Source organism: Desulfoluna spongiiphila (genome assembly GCF_900101345.1).
Lineage (GTDB): Bacteria > Desulfobacterota > Desulfobacteria > Desulfobacterales > Desulfolunaceae > Desulfoluna > Desulfoluna spongiiphila.
Map to the genome: position 1 here is coordinate 92098 of NZ_FMUX01000017.1, position 18687 is coordinate 110784.

At 58.0% G+C, this 18687-nt stretch carries 18 protein-coding genes; 6 read left to right on the forward strand and 12 right to left on the reverse strand.

The annotated features are described in order from the left end of the window. Window position 1: 1 nt before the first annotated feature. The 9 genes from BLQ12_RS19595 to htpG all read right to left on the reverse strand — a co-directional run bounded on the left by BLQ12_RS19595 (window position 2) and on the right by htpG (window position 8848). A complete protein-coding gene (locus tag BLQ12_RS19595) occupies window positions 2-685 on the reverse strand; it encodes a pilus assembly protein PilP (RefSeq protein WP_092213246.1) in 684 nt (227 codons plus the stop codon). A 24-nt stretch (window positions 686-709) separates the two neighbouring features. After that, window positions 710-1318, reverse strand: coding sequence for a type IV pilus inner membrane component PilO (locus BLQ12_RS19600; protein ID WP_092213248.1), 609 nt, complete (start codon window positions 1316-1318; stop codon window positions 710-712). Continuing rightward, window positions 1315-1839, reverse strand: a complete 525-nt coding sequence (locus BLQ12_RS19605) for a PilN domain-containing protein (RefSeq protein WP_175469952.1) — start codon at window positions 1837-1839, stop codon at window positions 1315-1317. The genes BLQ12_RS19600 and BLQ12_RS19605 overlap by 4 nt, the downstream gene beginning before the upstream one ends. A gap of 59 nt (window positions 1840-1898) precedes the next feature. Continuing rightward, window positions 1899-2966: a type IV pilus biogenesis protein PilM gene (gene pilM / locus BLQ12_RS19610; RefSeq protein WP_092213252.1), complete on the reverse strand. Its 1068-nt coding sequence runs from the start codon at window positions 2964-2966 to the stop codon at window positions 1899-1901. Between the two features lie 742 nt (window positions 2967-3708). Beyond that, window positions 3709-4392, reverse strand: a complete 684-nt coding sequence (locus tag BLQ12_RS19615; protein ID WP_092213254.1) for a tetratricopeptide repeat protein — start codon at window positions 4390-4392, stop codon at window positions 3709-3711. 45 nt (window positions 4393-4437) lie between these two features. Further along, complete coding sequence (locus tag BLQ12_RS19620; RefSeq protein ID WP_092213256.1) at window positions 4438-5436, reverse strand: adenosine kinase; 999 nt, start codon at window positions 5434-5436, stop codon at window positions 4438-4440. A gap of 66 nt (window positions 5437-5502) precedes the next feature. Then, window positions 5503-5946, reverse strand: a complete 444-nt coding sequence (locus BLQ12_RS19625) for an SH3 domain-containing protein (RefSeq protein WP_092213258.1) — start codon at window positions 5944-5946, stop codon at window positions 5503-5505. Between the two features lie 89 nt (window positions 5947-6035). Next, window positions 6036-6713 carry a transcriptional repressor gene (locus BLQ12_RS19630; RefSeq protein ID WP_226860064.1) on the reverse strand — a complete coding sequence of 226 codons (678 nt, stop codon included), beginning with the start codon at window positions 6711-6713 and terminating at the stop codon, window positions 6036-6038. Between the two features lie 218 nt (window positions 6714-6931). After that, a complete protein-coding gene (htpG, locus tag BLQ12_RS19635; RefSeq protein ID WP_092213262.1) occupies window positions 6932-8848 on the reverse strand; it encodes a molecular chaperone HtpG in 1917 nt (638 codons plus the stop codon). Window positions 8849-9311: 463 nt separating this feature from the next. Between htpG and BLQ12_RS19640 the strand changes: the two genes are divergently transcribed. Both BLQ12_RS19640 and tkt read left to right on the forward strand, forming a co-directional pair. After that, window positions 9312-10184, forward strand: a complete 873-nt coding sequence (locus BLQ12_RS19640) for a radical SAM protein (RefSeq protein ID WP_092213264.1) — start codon at window positions 9312-9314, stop codon at window positions 10182-10184. A gap of 264 nt (window positions 10185-10448) precedes the next feature. After that, entirely contained in the window at window positions 10449-12464 is a 2016-nt protein-coding gene (gene tkt / locus BLQ12_RS19645; protein ID WP_092213266.1) for a transketolase, read from the forward strand. A 401-nt stretch (window positions 12465-12865) separates the two neighbouring features. Here the strand turns inward: tkt and ahcY are convergent, their stop codons facing one another. Genes ahcY through BLQ12_RS19655 form a run of 3 tightly spaced genes read right to left on the reverse strand, consistent with a single transcriptional unit; the run spans window position 12866 to window position 15609 of the window. After that, complete coding sequence (gene ahcY, locus BLQ12_RS19650; protein ID WP_092213268.1) at window positions 12866-14290, reverse strand: adenosylhomocysteinase; 1425 nt, start codon at window positions 14288-14290, stop codon at window positions 12866-12868. A 12-nt stretch (window positions 14291-14302) separates the two neighbouring features. After that, window positions 14303-14626, reverse strand: a complete 324-nt coding sequence (locus BLQ12_RS27105) for a hypothetical protein (RefSeq protein ID WP_139164046.1) — start codon at window positions 14624-14626, stop codon at window positions 14303-14305. A 35-nt stretch (window positions 14627-14661) separates the two neighbouring features. Next, complete coding sequence (locus BLQ12_RS19655; protein ID WP_092213270.1) at window positions 14662-15609, reverse strand: ArsR/SmtB family transcription factor; 948 nt, start codon at window positions 15607-15609, stop codon at window positions 14662-14664. A 294-nt stretch (window positions 15610-15903) separates the two neighbouring features. Here BLQ12_RS19655 and BLQ12_RS19660 point away from each other — a divergent pair, with 294 nt between their 5' ends. The 4 genes from BLQ12_RS19660 to BLQ12_RS19675 all read left to right on the forward strand — a co-directional run bounded on the left by BLQ12_RS19660 (window position 15904) and on the right by BLQ12_RS19675 (window position 18680). Next, entirely contained in the window at window positions 15904-16230 is a 327-nt protein-coding gene (locus BLQ12_RS19660) for an Hpt domain-containing protein (RefSeq protein ID WP_092213271.1), read from the forward strand. A gap of 44 nt (window positions 16231-16274) precedes the next feature. Next, window positions 16275-17390 (forward strand): response regulator, encoded by a 1116-nt coding sequence (locus tag BLQ12_RS19665; RefSeq protein ID WP_092213273.1) that lies wholly within the window; start codon window positions 16275-16277, stop codon window positions 17388-17390. 5 nt (window positions 17391-17395) lie between these two features. Beyond that, window positions 17396-17830, forward strand: a complete 435-nt coding sequence (locus tag BLQ12_RS19670; RefSeq protein ID WP_092213275.1) for an ATP-binding protein — start codon at window positions 17396-17398, stop codon at window positions 17828-17830. 139 nt (window positions 17831-17969) lie between these two features. After that, window positions 17970-18680 (forward strand): class I SAM-dependent methyltransferase, encoded by a 711-nt coding sequence (locus tag BLQ12_RS19675; RefSeq protein WP_175469953.1) that lies wholly within the window; start codon window positions 17970-17972, stop codon window positions 18678-18680. The last annotated feature ends 7 nt before the right edge of the window (window positions 18681-18687 follow it).

Here is an 18687-nt window from a genome sequence, read left to right on the forward strand (position 1 = left end):
ATTAGTCTTCTCCAAGAGGTTTCTGAAGTTTAAGTTCCCGTGTCCGAACCACTATTTTCCCGAGGAAATTTTCCACTTCTTCTTCAATAACCACCCGGTCCCTGGCGATCTCCACAACCTGTCCCGAGTTGACGCCCATATAGGTCCCTTTACGGACCACATAGCCTTTGCCGCCGGTCTCTTCCACCATGGCCATGCTCCGCCCGGGCATGCTGACGATCCCCACAAGCTTGAGTTGGCCGATGTCCAGTTTTTCCAAGGGGGTCAGCCGGGAGATCCTGGTCTGACGAACCGTAGGCCGTGACTCTCCCTCCACAGCCTGGGTGCCGCTGCTGCCCCGGGCAAACACGGGTTCAAAGGGGTCCACGCGCCCTGCCGGGTCGTAGCTGCTTTTTCCGTAAAGCATCTCATCCGAGGCCTTTTCGGAGAGCACGGCCGGCTGTGCCGCAGCACTCTCTGCGGGGGGCACCCCACCCACCGCCGGAATCGATGCAGCATCCGCCGCTTCCGGCTCAGGTGTAGGCTTCTTCTTGGCCTCAATGGGCACCGTCTCTTTTTTGGACACCTTGAAAGTCTTGACGGTGTCCTGGGACTGCGCTGCGTCATCCGCCCTGTCACACCCTGAAAAGAGAGGCCCGACAAGAAAGGCAGCCGTCACTATCGATGTAATGATCTTTTTTGGCATGGCTCACGATCTTTGTTTGATGGATTATTTCTTCTTTGCAGGCTCTTTTTTCTCGATGAATTTATACGTCACAGCCGTACACTTGGTTGAGATCTTGCCCTCTTTGTACCCACTGATCTTGATGTCCCTGATGTTGACGATACGGTTCAAACCGGTCACCTTGTCCATGAACATCACCGTATTATGAAAATTTCCTTTGATATGGAGGCTTACGGGAATTTCACCATAAAACTCCTTGTTCACCTCTTTCTGGGGCTGGAACAAAAGAAACTCCAGACCCGTATCCTGTCCGGATTGAGAGATGCTCGTCAAAAGCGAAGGGATCTCCTTTTTTTCAGGCAGGGCCCGCATCACCTTCCGAAACTCCGCCTCTTTCATCTTCCACTCCCGTTTGAGGGAAGCCAGGCGGGCGGCTTTCTTGCGGGCAACCTCGAGTTGGGTCCCAAGGGACTGCAAGGTCTGCTTTTGCTGTTTGATCACTTCGTATTTGGGCAGGATGGAGAAGTAGAAGATCGATCCGATCAACACGATGCATGTGATCGCACAGATGGCTATCCTCTGGATCTTGTCAAGCTCTTCAACCCTTTTGAACAGGGGGTCCAACGACTGAAACGCTGAGGACTTGTTCATCATTTTACCTTCATACCGGTTGCATTGGAGGGTTTTTGTTTCAACTTGGCCCGGGTGCACACGATTTCAAAATGCTTCATGGCCACGCTCTTCTTGGAGGCACCCAGCTTCAAGATCCTCAGGCTGGCGCTGGAAAAATACTCCGATGACTCGAGTCTCCGCGTAAAATCCGCCACGGTGATCTCATCCAGGGCCGCCCCCTTGAGGGTCACATTTTTTCCCACCTCGTCGTAACTCTGGATCCACATGCGGTCAGGGATCACCAGCTCCGTCATGGCGCCCAGTACCTTGACAGGGGCCTTGCGAACCACCTGGAGGGATTCGATGATATCAATCTTCTTCTGCAGCATTTTGTTTTTCTTGTTGATGGTGTCCACCTCCCGGGCCTTTTTCTTGAACTTGTTCAGTTCGGCCTGGGTATCGCTGACCTCCCCCTCGTACTTATCAACCGCCGCACTCACACTCAGGGAGTAGCCGCCCATCCCCACGCCAATCAGAATGACCAGCAGAACAAAAATCGACACCTGGCGTCGGACATTCTCTTTCGTTCGAGCATCTCGAAAAGGGAGTAAGTTGATTCGTATCATTTGTCGTTCACTTTCCTTATCGCAAGCCCCATGCAGATGGCGGCTTGAGGTGCCATCTGCTTGAGATAGTCATCGTCAATGCGACCCTCCCCCAAGTCCACAGACTTGAAGGGATCAATGGTCTCGACCTCCGTGGAGGTCCTCAATGCCAGCATCTTTTTGAAATCGGTGATGTTTCCGCCACCGCCGCTGATCAGAATCTTCTGGATCCTCTCTTCGGGGTAGGTGGAATAGAAAAAGTCCAGGGCGCGGCTGATCTCCGTACACCAGTCCGCGATGACAGCCGACTCAATATCTTTCAACTCTTCGTTTGAGATACGCTCGCCGTTGTTGTTCAGCTTGATCTCCTCGGCCTCGTCCGGGGAACAGTCGAGCAGGGAGGAGATTTTCAGGTTTGTCTGCCCGCACCCCAGGGACACGTCCCGCATAAACAGCGAGGAACGGCCTTTAAGGATGTTCAGGGAGGTCTTGCTGGCACCGACGTCGATGAGGGCCACAAATTCCTCACCCGTGGCGTCGGGCCCCATGTACCCGAGTTCATAGATATTCTGCAGGGCAAAGGCGTCCACATCCACGATACACGAGGCCAGGCCAGCCATCTCCAGGACGTTGACGTAATCGGCGATCATCTCTTTTTTGGCCGCCACAAGGAGCACGCTCATCTGGTTGGGGTTGTGCTCGCTCTCGCCCATGATCTGGAAGTCGAGGTTCACATCGCTGATATCAAAGGGAATGTACTGTTCGGCTTCAAAGTGGATGGTGGACTGAAGGGCCTCTTCCGTCATGGCCTGGACGTTGATTTTCTTGACGACGACGGAGTACCCGCCGATGGAGATGGCGGCGTTGGGGGTTTTGATATTATAGGCTCGAAGGGCTTCGCGAATGGTCTCGGCAACCTCTTCGGGATCGCGAATAACCCCTTCTTCAATGGCGCCGCTGGGCATGTCGTAGAGGCCGAAGCGCTTCAATGCATACCCGTTTTTCGTATCAGCCACTTCAGCCACCTTGATGGCACTGGATCCGATATCAAGACCAATCAGCTGATCTTTTTTGCCAAATGTCATAAGTACACCCTATACAGGAATGGAATTTATGGACGTCATGGGCATGCCCCCCAAAGGGCACACCTGATTCCATGAGGACACCACGCCGCGTCTGCGATACAAGAGGTCTCATTCACAGCTTTTCGCAAAAAGGCCGGAACGGACAAGCGTCCGTCATGCGAAAACCTGTTTATTGTTTTGTTAATTTTCAGATACATATTTTCAAGGATTGCTACAATGAAGTCAAGAGAAAACTATAACTCACCCGGATGACTAACATATCTTGTGCGGCCTCATGAAATAAATCAAGATATTGTATTCATAGCTCGCTGTTTTTTCTTTTTTTCAAAATTTAACAATACCCGATAAAGGCAACAATGAGAGAGGTGAGTACGCCTTGTCCTTGGATACAGAGAGCAAGACAAGGGAGATGAACGGAGCCCCTTCCGGAAGGTTTGGAGAGCCTCACAGCCCGACCGTTTACCTCAATCTTGGGGGGAATGATAAGGCCTGCACTTGGAATAAAATCAATACTATTTCTTTACGATTATCCATTCACACATGATTCTGTCAAGGATTTTCCAATGCGTGACGAATGAAAAGAATGGGGTTGGAAAGCAACTCGGCCGGGCTTGAATAAACCGGGTAACGCTCAATAAAAAAGGCGCCCTCAGAGGCGCCCCATCCCCTTGAGAAAGCATGCAGCGGGCACATGGCCCCGTGTTGAGTTCAACACCGGCCACATGCCCGTAAATCAGGGGAATTACAATCCCGGCACCTTTTCCGACGCCAGGTTTTTATAGACAGAAGGTGATGGGTTCTCCAGGATTTCGCGGTAAAGGGCTTCGGCCCCTTCTGAATCGCCACGGGTCTCCTTGATGCGGGCCAGGAGAAAGGTCGCTTCTTCGCGCTTCACAGCAACCCCTGCGGACCGTATCTTTTCGTATGCCGCGGCGGCCTCGTCCGTTTTCCCCACCTGCTCCAGGGCCTGGCCCTGACCGCACCACGCGATGCTGCGAAGGGAACTGCCGGAGTCAAACCCGTTGGCTGCAGCACCATACCAGGCGGAGGCCGATTCAAAATCACCGTTTTCGAAGGCCAGCCCCCCGTACCAGAGCAGGGCCGCGTCGTAGGTGGCCGCCCCGCCTTTCATGCCGTTAAGGGCGGCCGGGGCGTCGCCCAACCACCGCTGCAGGGCAATCTCCCTGCCCTCACGGGCCTCAAGGGCCTGAAAGTCCGATTTCAGGGACTGAAACGCCAGGGAGGCGCTCCTCACGGCGTTCTGTCGATACAGCCCCACCCCGGTAACAATGGCCAGAAAAAGGACCACACCGGCAACCCCTAAGGTCACCTGGGTCTTGTTTTCCCGGGCAGTTGTCAGGGTTTTCTCAACAAATGCAAGGAACCGATCCTGTTCGGGCACTGCCTGGGGGTTCTCTTTCTGCATGTCGCACCATCCTTACGTTCTGTCGTCGTGGACCACCCGCACCCCTTAGGATGCAGGCAGCGTGTTTTTAATTCGGTCCCATCCCGCCGCAGGAATATCCGCCCCCGTCACGCGGCACACCTCATAACCGCACGCCGAGGCAATATCGCCGCAGGTTTCCGCAGGGTATCCCATGACCATGCCGTAAAGAAAACCAGCGGCCCAGAGGTCTCCCGCGCCGGTGGTGTCCACGATGTCTCCGCCAGCCACGGGCGCCACCTCGGTCACCGTACCGCCGACGGCAATGCGGCTCCCGCGTGCCCCGAGCTTAAGCACCGCGACATCAGCGCACCGGCTCATCTCTGCCAGGGCCTCGGCCTCGTCGGACAGGCCGGTAAACGCCCGGGCCTCGTCTTCGTTGGCAATGAGGATGTCAACGGAGGGAATCACCGTCTCTTTGATAAAGGAGAGGGCCTCTTCCACCACCGTGAAGCTTGCCAGGTCCATGGCCACCAGCGCACCGGCTTCTTTGGCGGCCTCAAGGGTCCGGGTCATCAGGTCCTGGTTGAACACAAGGTACCCTTCAATAAGGACAATGGCTGCATCCTTGAACTTCTCCGGGGAAATCTCTGCCGGAGCCAGCTCGGAAGCAGCCCCCAGGTAGGTAAACATGGACCGCTGGGCATCCGGAGTGATTATGGACAGAACTCGCCCTGTGGGTGTATCCGAGGTCACAAGATTCGGGGTCACCCCGTTTTGCTTCAGGTCCTTTTCAAAGATGTCCCCGTAGCTGTCCCGGCCCCGCTTTCCCACAAAGGTCGCCGTGCCGCTGAGGCGTCCCACGCCGATGATGGTGTTGCAGGCGGCACCGCCGGGCACCACCGTCACCTCGGAGGTCACCTTTTCAAGGACCCCATCGGCAAACGCCCCGTCCACGAGGGTCATGCCCCCCTTGATCTCGCTGATGCCTTTCAAAAAAGCATCGTCTTCAAACACCAGGAGATCCATCAACGCAGAGCCCACCCCGACGATGCCGCGTTTTTCACCGTTCAACTTGTCGTACATATTCAACCACTCCCGCGTACCCGCCCCTGGTATGAAGGGGCCCTATGTATAAAATATCAGTGCGACCTACCACACCAGCGATTTGTGTATCCATCCCTTGTCACCGTCAGCATGCTGGACCTTGATCCAGTTGCCCTTTCGGCTCAGCACATGAAACGGCACCCCGCTGTCCACCACAAACGCCAGGGGCTTCTTGGCTCCCGGCCCTTTCCGGACATTGCACCTCTCTTTTGTGGTGATGACCGTCGGGGTCTTGGTGACCAGTTTTTTGTAAATCCAACCGGTGTCGTTCTCAAAATCCTTGACGTAATACCAGGAGCCGGCCTGGTCCAGAACCAGAAGCGGGTAGTATTTCTCGACCCCCTTCCAGACAATTTCATGCTCGGTGCCGGGTCCGGTTCGGACATTGGCAGACTCAACGCTGACGCTGACACGCTGTGCTGCAAGACCCAACACGGGCACAGCCAGCAGCGCCGCCAGCACGACAGGAACAACCCTACGGATTCGCATGCTTCACTCCGTCTTCTGATGTTTGATGTGTTCACTAAAAAAAGGATCTGCCCGGCGCCTCAGGCGCCCACGGCAGGGGCCCGCCTTCCTTACCGGATGGGTTCCACCATGATTTTCTGGGCCATGCCCCGGCCGAGGATGTAGCGTTTGTTTTCCACGGCGATGACAAACTGTCCCCGGCCCTGGCTGGTGATCACCTCAATGACATCCCCTCGCCTCAGGCCCATGGAGAGCAGGCGGGCCTCAAGGTTTTCACCGCACAGGTACTCTCGGATAATCAGCTTTTCTCCGGGTTTTGCCAGCATAAGGGGCATCAGGGGGACCCTCTTTTTCAGGCAAGACGAACAGATGCCGTAGATATCCATGCGATGCTGCAGCATATGGAAACCATGGCGGGCCGCGATGGCCTCCTGAAGCCGTTCCAGCTGGGTATCGGCAAACTCGGTGATCTCGCCGCACCGGGTGCAGATCATGTGATCGTGGTGGTCACCCAGGTGCCGGTGTTCGTAGAGGACGCGCCCGTTGTCGAATCGATTTTCCTGGGCAAACCCGTAGTGGCACATCAGCTCAAGGGTCTCCCGGAGAAAATCGGTCTCCACCGTGTGCCCTTCATCGGCAAGGAGCCGGGAGAGATCGTCGGCGGTGATGTGCTTTTCTGTTTTCAGAAAAGTTTCCAAAATGGTGAAGCGTTCATCAATATTATCAATCCCCTCTTCCTTGAAGAGGGTGATAAACTGCTGTTTTTCAAGGTCATGAATCTGCATCATTGTCATATATGCCTCCGCCACGGAGGATAGTACAGCGTCTATAAGATGTCAACCGACCGAAACAGGTGATCCGCCCTGTTTTCAACCGCCTCCCCCAGGGTACCGATGGGCCGGTCAGCATATAAAAAAGGCCCGCCTCCCCCTAACGGGAAAGGCGGGCCTTTTCGTGTCTGTTCAATGGTGCGCCTGAAACCAAACGTCCCTTTCCGCCACCTGGGCTACAGCGCCTTGGCCATTAGCTCGCCCACGCGCTTGGAGAAAAGGGCCGGGTCTTCGACGCGGCCGCCCTCGCTGATGATGGCCAGGTCGTAGAGAAGCTGTGCATGATCAGGCAGCACGGGGTTGCCCGCGTCCTTTTCAAACAGGCTTTTCACGGCAACAACCAGGGGATGGTCTCCGTTGAGTTCCAGGACCCTTTTCTGCTTGGGCATCTCCTGGCCGGAGGCCTTCATGATTTTTTCCATGTAGGCGCTCATGCCCAGGGCGTCCCCGGAGAGGCAGGAGACGGAATCCTTGAGGCGGCTGGAAAGCTTCACCTCTTTGATCTCCTCGTCCAGCTGCTTCTGGAGGTACTCCATGAAATTCTTGAAGGCCTCCTTGGTGTCGTCATCCACCTCGGTGAGGTCCAGATCGCCCATCTCCGCACTCTTGAGCTTCTTGCCGTCGAACTCGGGCAGGGACTGAACCACCCACTCGTCCACGGGATCGCTCATGAGAAGGACCTCGTAATCCTTGGCCTTCAGGGCCTCCAGGTGGGGGCTTCCGGCCAGGGAGACCAGGTCTTCACCGGTGATGTAGTAGATGAACTCCTGGTCCTCTTTCATGCCCGCCACGTACTCCTCAAGGGAGACATAGGCCCCGTCGGACTTGGTGGTCTTGTACCGGATCAGCTTGGCGAGCTTGTCCCGGTTGTCATGGTCCATGGGAATGCCGGACTTGATGGCCGGGCCGAACTCGTCAAAGAAGCCCGCATAGGTCTCTTTCTCCATCTTGGAGAAGAGCTCGAGGACCTTCTTGACGAGGTTCTTGCGAATGTTGCGCACCAGGCGGTTCTGCTGGAGGATCTCACGGCTGACGTTCAGGTTCAGGTCGGAGGCGTCCACCACCCCTTTGATGAAGCCCAGGTACTCGGGCATCAGCTCGGTGCAGTCGTCCATGATGAAGACACGCTTGCAGTAGAGGTGGATGCCGGTTTTCTTTTCGCTGTAGTACATGTCCATGGGCGCCTTGGAGGGCACATAGAGAAGGGCATCGTACTCGGTGGTCCCTTCGAACTTCATGTGGATCTTGTCCAGGGGGGAGTTCCAGTCGTGGCTGATGTGCCGGTAGAACTCGTCGTACTCCTCGTCGGTCACCTCGCTCTTGGGCGTGGCCCAGATGGCCTTCATGGAGTTCAGGGTCTCGTCGGCCCGGACCTTTTTTGTGGTCTCTCCGATGGGCTTGCCGTCGGCGTCCTTGATGATCTCTTCGTCGGGGAGGGGCTCGGTCTTCTCCACGTTCATGATCACCGGATAGGCCACGAAATCGGAGTGCTGCTTGACCACGCGCTTGATGGCCCACTCCTCGGTGAAGTCCTCTTCCAGGCCTTCGGCTTTCAGCTGCAGGGTGATGGTGGTGCCGTGCTCTTTTTTGGCGCAGGTCTCAAGGGTATAGGACCCGAGGCCGTCGGACTCCCAGCGCACCGCCTCGCCCTCGCCCGCCTTGCGGGTCTCAACCGTCACCTTGTCGGCCACGATAAAGGCGCTGTAAAAGCCCACGCCGAACTGGCCGATGAGCTCAGGGGCAATGGCATCGCCCTTCTTGGACTCTTCCATGGCCTTCATGAAAGCCGCCGTGCCGCTCTTTGCGATGGTGCCCAGGTTCTCCACCACCTCATCCCGGGTCATGCCGATGCCGTTGTCCGAGATGACAAGGGTCTTGGTTTCACTGTCCGGAGCGATGCGGATATGAAGCTCGCCCTCTCCTTCCAGAAGCTCCGTGTGGGTCTGGGCCTCGAAGCGAAGCTTGTCGATGGCATCCGACGCGTTGGAAATCAGCTCCCGGAGAAAAATCTCCTCGTTGGAATAAAGGGAGTTAACGATCAGGTTCATCAGTTGCTGAACTTCCGTTTCAAACTGACGCGTCTCTTTGCTCATGGTCTCTCCTCACATCATGTGTGTTCATGGTTGTTCCGTGGTGCCGCATGGGCCCCGACCTGTTCCCGGCAGGAGCCCCGCACTGGCCCGAATATGTTTTCCCTGCATCCGGCAGGGATGTAAACCACATAAAATTTTATGCAGAATCGGGTGATGTCAAGCACCCCGGCCAAAAAAAATGCCAGGGCCGCCCCGGCCTTGAAAGAACTTGCACCCCGCCATGAATCTAAGATAATGTGGCGTAATCATTCAACCCGGCGGCCTCCGCACGGGATCAAAGGGCCCAAGCCCGTTGATTTTGTTGGGGGTTCAAAAAAAGGCGTCAGGGCACCACCGGGCATCCCCCGGCCTGCTCCCTGGCCCTTGCACGGCACCGGGTTCCTCACGACGACCGAAGCCGCGCCCTTTTTTCGAAGAGCGCGCTTCCACACACAATCGGACACACGCTATGAATGAGTACGGCATGGATTACGAAGGCATGATTTTCAGGCCCCCTTCGGAGGCTTACAGCATCCTGCTCCAGGTGACGGTGGGCTGTTCCCACAACAAGTGCACCTTCTGCGAGATGTACAAAGAAAAGAGAATCTTCAAAATCAAAAGCGATGAGCAGATCATGAAGGACCTCGCCTTTGCGGCGAAGCACCACCGCCATATCCGGCGCCTCTTCCTTTGTGACGGCGATGCCCTCATCCTGCCCCAGAAGCGCCTGGTGCACATCCTCAAGGAGGTCAAGCGGCAACTCCCCTGGGTGGAACGGGTGGGCACCTACGCCAACACCAAGAGCATCGCAAAAAAAAGCGTGGAAGAGCTCAAAGAGCTGAAAGCCTTAGGGCTTTCCATCGCATACATGGGCCTTGAGACCGGTGACGACCAGACCCTTTCCGCCATCAAAAAAGGGGCGGACGCTGCCCGCATGATCGACATGGGCAAAAAAATCCGCTCGGCCGGCATCAAGCTCTCCGTCACCGTGCTGCTGGGCATCGCAGGACGGGAGCGTTCCATGGTCCACGCCCAGGAAACCGGCCGGGTCCTGTCGGCCATCGATCCCGAGTACGTGGGGGCCTTGAGCCTCATGCTCACCCCGGGCACCCCCCTTTATGAGGATCACCTGGCAGGAAACTTTCCGGTGCTGGAACCCGATGAGCTGCTCCGTGAGCTGGGTGCCATGATCGCGGCCACCCATATGACCGACGGCCTCTTTCACTCCAACCACGCCTCCAACTACCTTCCCATCAGGGCAAAAATGCCCGCAGAGAAGGAGAAGACCCTTGCCCTTATCAATCGGGCCCTTGAGGGAAAAGTGGCCCTGAAGCCGGAGCATTTGCGGGCCCTCTAATCCATTGATTTGGTTTGACAAAGGCGGAAACCCGCTGTAAAACCTGTGGCTCAACAGATAATCCGGGCGAACCGGGCCTGCCGGAAAAACGGTGTCCCTGAAAGGGCACCTCCCTCGGGGAGGGGCTTTTGATCAGCGTTTCTGCGTGTGTTCCAAGGACGTTGCCTCCCGCCCCCGTTTCCAGTGAGGGCGGGCACCGGTTTTCCCAAACGGTATGCCACACCCTATTTTAGTTTGTAATAACCAGTAAGGAGACAGTACGCCATGAGCGACAGCCAGCTCACCCTTGACGATCTTTGCATCAACACACTGCGCACCCTGGCCATGGATGCGGTTCAAAAGGCCAACTCCGGCCACCCGGGTGCCCCCATGGGACTGGCACCGGCCGCCTATGTGCTCTGGACCAAACACCTCAACCACAACCCGAAAAACTCCGCATGGCCCGATCGTGACCGGTTTGTCCTCTCCGGCGGCCACGGCTCGGCCCTGCTCTACAGCCTGCTCCACTTAACCGGTTACGGCCTCAGCATCGACGACCTCAAGGCCTTTCGTCAGTGGGAGAGCAAGACCCCCGGCCACCCCGAATACGGGCACACCAACGGCGTGGAAGTGACCACCGGCCCCCTGGGCCAGGGCATCGCCAACGCCGTGGGCATGGCCATGGCCGAACGCCACCTGGCAGCCACCTACAACACCGATGAGCACACCATCGTGGACCACCGCACCTACGTGATGTGCGGAGACGGCGACCTCATGGAAGGCGTGGCCCTGGAGGCCATCTCCATGGCCGGCCACCTGGGCCTGGGCAAACTGACCTGCCTGTACGACGACAACGAGATCACCATCGAAGGCGGCACCGACATCGCCTTCACCGAAGACGTGGCGGCCCGTTTCGAAGCCTGCGGCTGGATCACCATCCGCGTTGAAGACGGCAACAACCACGAAGCCATCGACGCGGCCTTAACCGAAGCCAAGGCCCAGGACGAGAAGCCCACCGTCATCCTCATGCGCACCACCATCGCTTACGGCAGCCCCAACAAAGGCGGCACATCGGGAGCTCACGGTTCCCCCCTGGGCGACGAAGAGATCCTTCTCACCAAAAAGGCCCTCGGCTGGCCCTCCACCGAGCCCTTCTTCGTGCCCGAAGAGGCCAAAGCCGTTTTTTCCGCCTGCATGGACAAAGGGGAAAAGGCCGAGAACCTGTGGCAGGAGCGCTTCAACGCCTACGCCAAGGCCCACCCCAAGCGCACCAACCAGTGGGTGGACGGCGTCAGCGGCTTTCTGACCTTCGGCTGGGACAAAGAGATCCCCGCCTTCACCCCCGAAGACGGCAAAATTGCCACCCGCTCGGCTTCCGGCAAGGTGTTAAACGCCATTGCCCCCAACCTGCCGGGCCTCATCGGCGGCTCCGCCGACCTGGCCCCGTCAAACAACACCTTCATGAACGGCTGCGGCGTGTTCCAAAATGGTTCCTACGACGGCCGGAACATCCGCTTCGGTGTCCGTGAGCACGCCATGGGTGCGGTGATGAACGGCATGTTCGTCCACGGCGGTGTCCGCCCCTTCGGCGGCACCTTCCTCGTCTTTGCAGACTACATGCGCCCGGCCATCCGCGTGGCCAGCCTCATGAAGCTGCCCATCATCTATGTCTTCACCCACGACAGCATCGCAGTGGGCGAAGACGGACCCACCCACCAGCCCGTGGAGCATGTGGCCGCCTTAAGGGCCATCCCCGGCCTCACCGTCCTGCGCCCGGGATGCGCCTCCGAGACCGCCGACGCCTGGCGCCTGGCCCTTAAGATCACCGACGGCCCCACGGCCATCATCCTCTCCCGCCAGGGCCTGCCCGTCTCCGACCGCAGCAAGGCCGAAGGCTCGGTCCCCAGCGGTGCCTACATCCTCAAGGACACCGAGGGCACCCCCGACGCCATCCTCATGGCCTCCGGCTCCGAGGTCCACATCACCGTGGAAGCGGCCGAAAAACTGGCCGCACAAGGGGTTAACGCCCGGGTGGTGAGCATGCCCAGCTGGGAACTCTTCGAGATGAACCAGCAGAACTACAAGGACTGGGTCCTCCTGCCCGAGGTGAAAACCCGCGTGGCCGTCGAGGCCGGCATCTCCATGGGCTGGGACAAATACGTCGGCGACAAAGGCACCGTCATCGCCATGGACGGCTTCGGCGCATCCGCCCCCGGCGGCACCCTCCTCAAAGAGTTCGGGTTCACCGCCGACAACATCGTCGAAAAGACCCTGGCACTCATCGAGAAAAACAAGGCGTAGGTTCGCAAATGCTCCGGGGCTCGCTTGTCGCGCCCCGGCCAGGTGGCATTCAGCGAGCAGTGAAACATTGCAAGGCCGTAGGGGGGCTCGCCCCTGCGCATTTGCTTACGGGCTTCGCCCGTAACACCCCTCTTTCATGGGGCCGCGCAATTCAACCGCCACGAAGAACTATTCAGTGATAGCCCCGGCGGCCCTGCCGAGGACTATTTAAAAAAAACGGAATAGTTACAATAAAAAAGCCCGACACCATCAAGCATGGTGTCGGGCTTTTTTTGTTTTTTACGGGCGTAGCCCGTAGGCGAATGCTCTGAGCCCGAGGAACGAGGGCTCAGAGCATTCGCAACCTGGGGTCCAGGGGATTTATCCCCTGGCCGCCGGAGGCTGGCTTTTGGCCTGAGCTATTAGTACCTGTAGTGATCCGCCTTGTAGGGACCTTCAACGGGCACGTTGATGTAGCCGGCCTGCTGCTCGGTCAGGGTGCTGAGCTTGACGTTCAGGCGATCCAGGTGGAGGCGGGCCACTTCCTCGTCCATCTTCTTGGAGAGGGTGTAGACCTTCACATCGTAGTTGCCTGTGGCCAGCTCGATCTGGGCCAGGGTCTGGTTGGTAAAGCTGTTGCTCATGACAAAGCTGGGGTGACCCGTGGCGCAACCGAGGTTCACCAGGCGGCCTTCGGCCAGGACGATGATGGAGCGGCCGGAGTTCAGGGTCCACTTGTCCACCTGGGGCTTGATGTTGAGGCAGGTGCATCCGTCGTTGGCCTCAAGGTACGCCATGTCGATCTCGTTGTCGAAGTGGCCGATGTTGCAGACGATGGCTTCGTCTTTCATCTTCTCCATGTCGGCGCCGGTGATCACGTGGTAGTTGCCGGTGCAGGTGACAAAGATGTCGCCCTTGTCCACGGCATCTTCCATGGTGAGAACCTCAAAGCCTTCCATGGCCGCCTGAAGGGCGCAGATGGGGTCGATCTCGGTGACCATGACGCGGGCACCGTAACCACGCATGGAGCGGGCGCAGCCTTTGCCTACGTCGCCGTAGCCGAAGACCACGACAACCTTGCCGGCCAGCATGATGTCGGTGGCACGCTTGATGCCGTCGGCCAGGGACTCCTGGCAACCGTAGAGGTTGTCGAACTTGCTCTTGGTGACGGAGTCGTTGACGTTGATGGCGGGGAAGAGCAGCTCACCGGCTTCTTCCAACTGATAGAGGCGGTGTACGCCCGTGGTGGTCTCTTCGGAGACGCCCTTGATCTTGGCGGCCATCTTGGTCCATTTCTGGGGGTCCACTTTGTAAGCGGCCTTGAGGCGATCCAGGAGGCATTTTTCTTCGGCGTTGCCGGGCTCGCGGTCGAGAAGGGAAGGGTCTTTCTCCGCCTTCACCCCTTCATGGATAAGAAGGGTGGCGTCGCCGCCGTCGTCCACAATCAGATCGGGGCCGCTGCCGTCAGGCCAGGTGAGGGCCATCTCGGTGCACCACCAGTACTCTTCAAGGGTCTCGCCCTTCCAGGCAAAGACCTTGGCGGATTCGTTGGCCGCAATGGCCGCCGCCGCATGGTCCTGGGTGGAAAAGATGTTGCATGACGCCCAGCGGATGTCCGCGCCCAGCTCTTTGAGGGTCTCAATGAGCATGGCCGTCTGGATGGTCATGTGAAGGCTGCCGGTGACCTTGAGGCCCGAAAGGGGCTTTTCAGGGCCGTATTTTTCACGGGAAGCCATGAGGCCGGGCATCTCCAGCTCGGAGAGCTGCATGTCCTTGTTGCCCCACTCCGCCATTGTGATATCGGCCACCTTGTTCGTAAGGGTCAAATCGAGTTCCTGAAACGCCATGTTGCGTCCTCCTTAAGGATGTCTATGATCAATAACTGTTTTGATGTCTTTGGTGTTCTTATCGGCTTTGCTGCGGTCACCCCCCAGGGCAAACGCATTTAACTGTGAGTTGCCTCCGGCGGGTCGCTTTTTGAAAAAAGCTCCGCAAAACGTTTCTGTTGCCTGCACTTTAAGCGAAATCAATCGAAATACGAGCACATTTGAATGGACCAAAACCGCACTCAATACCTGTTTGTCAAACTTTTCAAAAGCTTGGCCCCCGACAGGGCCGCCGGAGGCAAAATCTAAATGCGGTGGCCCTGGGTCACCCCCAGCAAGATCTTGCGTACAAAACATACGTGCCGCGGGCCCGGCCCGTCGGCAGACAAAAATCAGGTTGAAGACGGGGAGACCGGAGTTCCAGCCCCTGCCTTCACCGCCTGACAGATCATCACCGCAGGCCCCCGGGAGGGTGAAAAATGCCGGGTACTCTCCACGGCAAACCCCGCATCATGGATCCAGCCCATGAGCTCATCCTCGGAAAAACCGAGCCAGCGGTCCCCGAACCGGTCCCTCAGGGATTCGTCGGCGTGCTGGCCGAACTCGGCCACAAGCAGGCGCCCTCCTTCGGCCACCACCCGGCCCGACTCGTTCAAGGCGAGCCGCGGGTTGTCCAGATGGTGCAGGGCCAGGGAGATGACCGCCAGGTCCACCTCACCGTCCCCCATGGGAAGGTGTTCGAGTTCCCCCAGGCGCAGGTCAAAGTCGCCCCCCATGGCCTTGAGCCTCTTCTCCGCCTCTTTGAGCATGTTGGAGGAGCTGTCCACCCCCACCACCTGCTCAACGCGTTCGGCAAGCCGGGTCATAAGCGCCCCGGTCCCGCAGCCGAGGTCCACGGCCATGCGGCAGGGACGGATGGCCGCCATCAGGGCCTCGTTGAGGTCGAAATCACCGATGAGATCCACCTTCAGGTGTTCCCAGCGGGGGGCAATGTCATCAAAGAACTGCTGACGGCGGAGCCTCCGCTCGAAGACAATGGCCTCGGCCCGCGTGAGGTCCTCCTGGATCAGGGCCTCCCCCTCGGACAGGGACTCCACCAGGGTAGCCACCAGGGCCCCGGCCCCTTCCTTTTCCGCCGAATAAAAGGCCCACACCCCGTCGCGGCGGCAGGAGAGAAGCCCGCAATCCGTAAGGATCTTGAGGTGCCTGGAAATGCGGGACTGCCCCATGCCCATGAGGGTAACGATCTCGTTGACGCTCATTTCATGGTGAAGCAGGATATGGTAGAGGCGAATGCGCGTGCTGTCCGCCATCGCTTTGAAATAGATCAGACTTTTCATACCCGAATGCTCCCCCGCCGGTTCAAATATCCATATATCAAGATTTATTGATATATAGATTTTCCCGTCTCCTGTCAAGTGGTTGCCCGCCTCCTGCGTCTGAAAATGACCTTGCACCCCGATGATGCCACAGCTATAATTAGCGATGCGATCGTTACGGAACCCCGTCCAAAGGCCCTGTTCCGGCCCCTCGCATGCTTTTTATTCAGAGAAAAAAGGCCCCTGTCGTTAAACTGAAATGATGATGTTTTGCCCGGCCAGTATCCATGACGGGCGACCGAAGGACTGACACCCATGGACTTAAAAGCAATTGGAGAGGATCTCGGCCTGGAAGAAAGCGAATTCCTTGAAATCGTGGAGCTCTTCCTGGAAACGGCTGAAACAGACATCACACGCCTGAAAGAGGCCATCGCACGCGGTGACATGCAGACCCTCACCGAAGCGGCCCACTCCCTCAAAGGGTCCGCCGGGAACTTAGGGTTTACCGAGATCTATCGTCTGTCCAAAGACATCGAAACCGCGGCCCGCGAGAACACCCTGGATCGCCTTGGCCCCGTCCTCGAATCCATCGATGCGCTGAAAGGCGATATACAAGACGCCCTCAACGCCAAAACAGCCTGACCCCAGGCCCGCGGCAGGTATTCCATACCCGATTGAGGTGAGCCATGTCCCCCAGCTTCACCATCCTGGTCGCCGACGACAACCCCGTAAACCTTGCGCTGATGGCCACGACGCTCCGGAAAGAGGGGTACCGGATCGTCACGGCCAATTCCGGCAAAGAGGCCAGACACCTCGCCGATACCGAGCCCCCCGACCTCATCCTCCTGGACATCCGCATGCCCGGAGAGAGCGGCTTTGACGTGATCAAGCACTTCAAATCCGATGCCCGCACCGCGGCAATTCCCGTGATCTTCCTTACAGCGGTCACCGATGTAAAATCCAAAATCGAAGGATTCAGCCTGGGGGCCGTGGACTACATCACCAAGCCCTTTCACCCCAAGGAGGTCTCCGCACGGGTCAGCCTCCACCTGAAACTCTCCATCGCCACCAACTCGCTTATCAACAGCCAGGCAGAAAAGCTGCGCCAGCTCACCGAAGCCCAGGCCTCTTTTCTCATCACCCCCGAGCAGGAACCCGGCGCCCGTTTCGGCGTCCATTACCTGGCCCTCCACGAGGCCGGGGGAGATTTCTACGATGTCCTGCACATCTCCGATGACATCTACGGCTACTTCATCGCGGACTTCTCCGGCCACGACATCAGCACCGGCTACCTGACCTCCTCGGTCAAGGGCCTCCTCAAACAGAACTGCACCCAGATCTACACCCCCATGGAGAGTATGAACCTCATCAACGGGGTCCTGGTGGAGATCCTTCCGGCGGAAAAGTACCTCACCGCCTGCTACGCCCGCCTCAACCGCCGCAAAGGGCTCATGGACATCGTCTTTTCAGGGCACCCGCCGGTCTGCTATGTGCCGCAAAAAGGCCCTCCCCGTCTCGTGGGCGCGGACGGAGACCCCATGGGCATGTTCCAGAGCGCTCTGTTCGGCCTCACCACCCTCACCGTCTCCAAGGGCGATCGGGTGTACATCTATACAGACGGCCTGGTGGAATCCCCTTCCAGCAAGAAAATCTGGCACAGCGAGACCGCAAAGATGCTCGAAGCCTGCGACCGGGCAAGGCCAGCATCCATCGGCAGGGCTCCACGTGTCGTGTCCGAGCACCTCTGCCCCAACCGGGAATCCCAGGAAGACGACATGGTCATCCTCGCCTTGGAGATCTGAGCCCTATGACACATTTTGCCGTGACGAAAAAAAACGACGGTCTCGAAATCAACATGCAGGCCTCCCTCGCCCTGGTGGACCGCGCCGTGGATGAGGTCACGGTGTTCTGCAGGGAACGCGGCATCTCCCGCTCTCTTTTTGCCATCGTCATCACCATGCGTGAGGGGCTCACCAACGCCGTCCGCCATGGGGCATCCCTCTCTCCGGACTCCCCGGTCCGATTCTCCATCTTCCTGACCGACGACACCATTCACATGGAATTTGAAGACAAGGGACCGGGGTTTGACTGGCAGACCATGATCGACACCCAGGCCGCCAGCGATTCGGAAGGGGGACGCGGCATTGAAATCATGAGAAAATATTGTCACAACATGGCCTACAGCAAGCGTGGCTGCCGTCTTCACCTCAGCATCCGTATTTCCGGTGAAGACCTCGATTGAAAAAGGGCGGCCCGGGGGCTTGATTTTTTCGCGGGGCCATCAATAAAGATTGATAAAACACTCACAATTTTCTACCTTTACATCCATGGGACACGTATTCAACTTTCAGGAAGCCGGGCAATATGCCCAATGGCTTGAAATGGATCGGCACCGAGACGCGGCCGAACGCCAGAGCCAGCTGATGGTAAAGCTCATCAAGCCGGCCTACGGGGATCGGCTCCTGGATATCGGCTGCGGAACCGGGGTCACCCTTGCCTGCCTGGACCAGATCAAGCCGGGCCTGGACCTCACCGGCCTGGATGCCTCCACCTACATGCTGGATATCGCCGGAGAAAAGCTGAACAACCGTGCCGACCTGTTCAAGGGAACCGCCGAAGCCCTGCCCTTTGAAGACAATGCCTTCAATTTTGCCGTGGTCAACCTCACCCTGGAGTTCGTGGAGTCTCCGGAAAAAGTGATCGCCGAAGCCGCCCGCGTCGCCAAGGACCGCCTCTACATCGGTTTTTTCAACCGCCTCTCTTTAGGGGCCGTCCCCTCCCTGGGCAAGGGACTCCACGGCAACGCCGTGTTCTCCAAAGCACGATTCCTCTCCACCTGGGAGATTCGGCAGATCATTCGAGGCCTCCTGGGCAAGGTGCCCCTCACCTCCCGGACCATCACCTACCACCCGCCCACGGGCGGCAGGCTCCTGGGCCGCCTCTTTCACCGACTTCCCTATGGGGCGTACACCGGCCTGTCCGTCAGCCTTGTTCCCCGTTTCACCACCCGTCCCCTGGCACTGTTTGCCGACAAGCCCCGCCCCCAAAGCATGAGCATCGGGGAGCAGTACTTCAAACCCGATCTCCGGTAAAACCTGT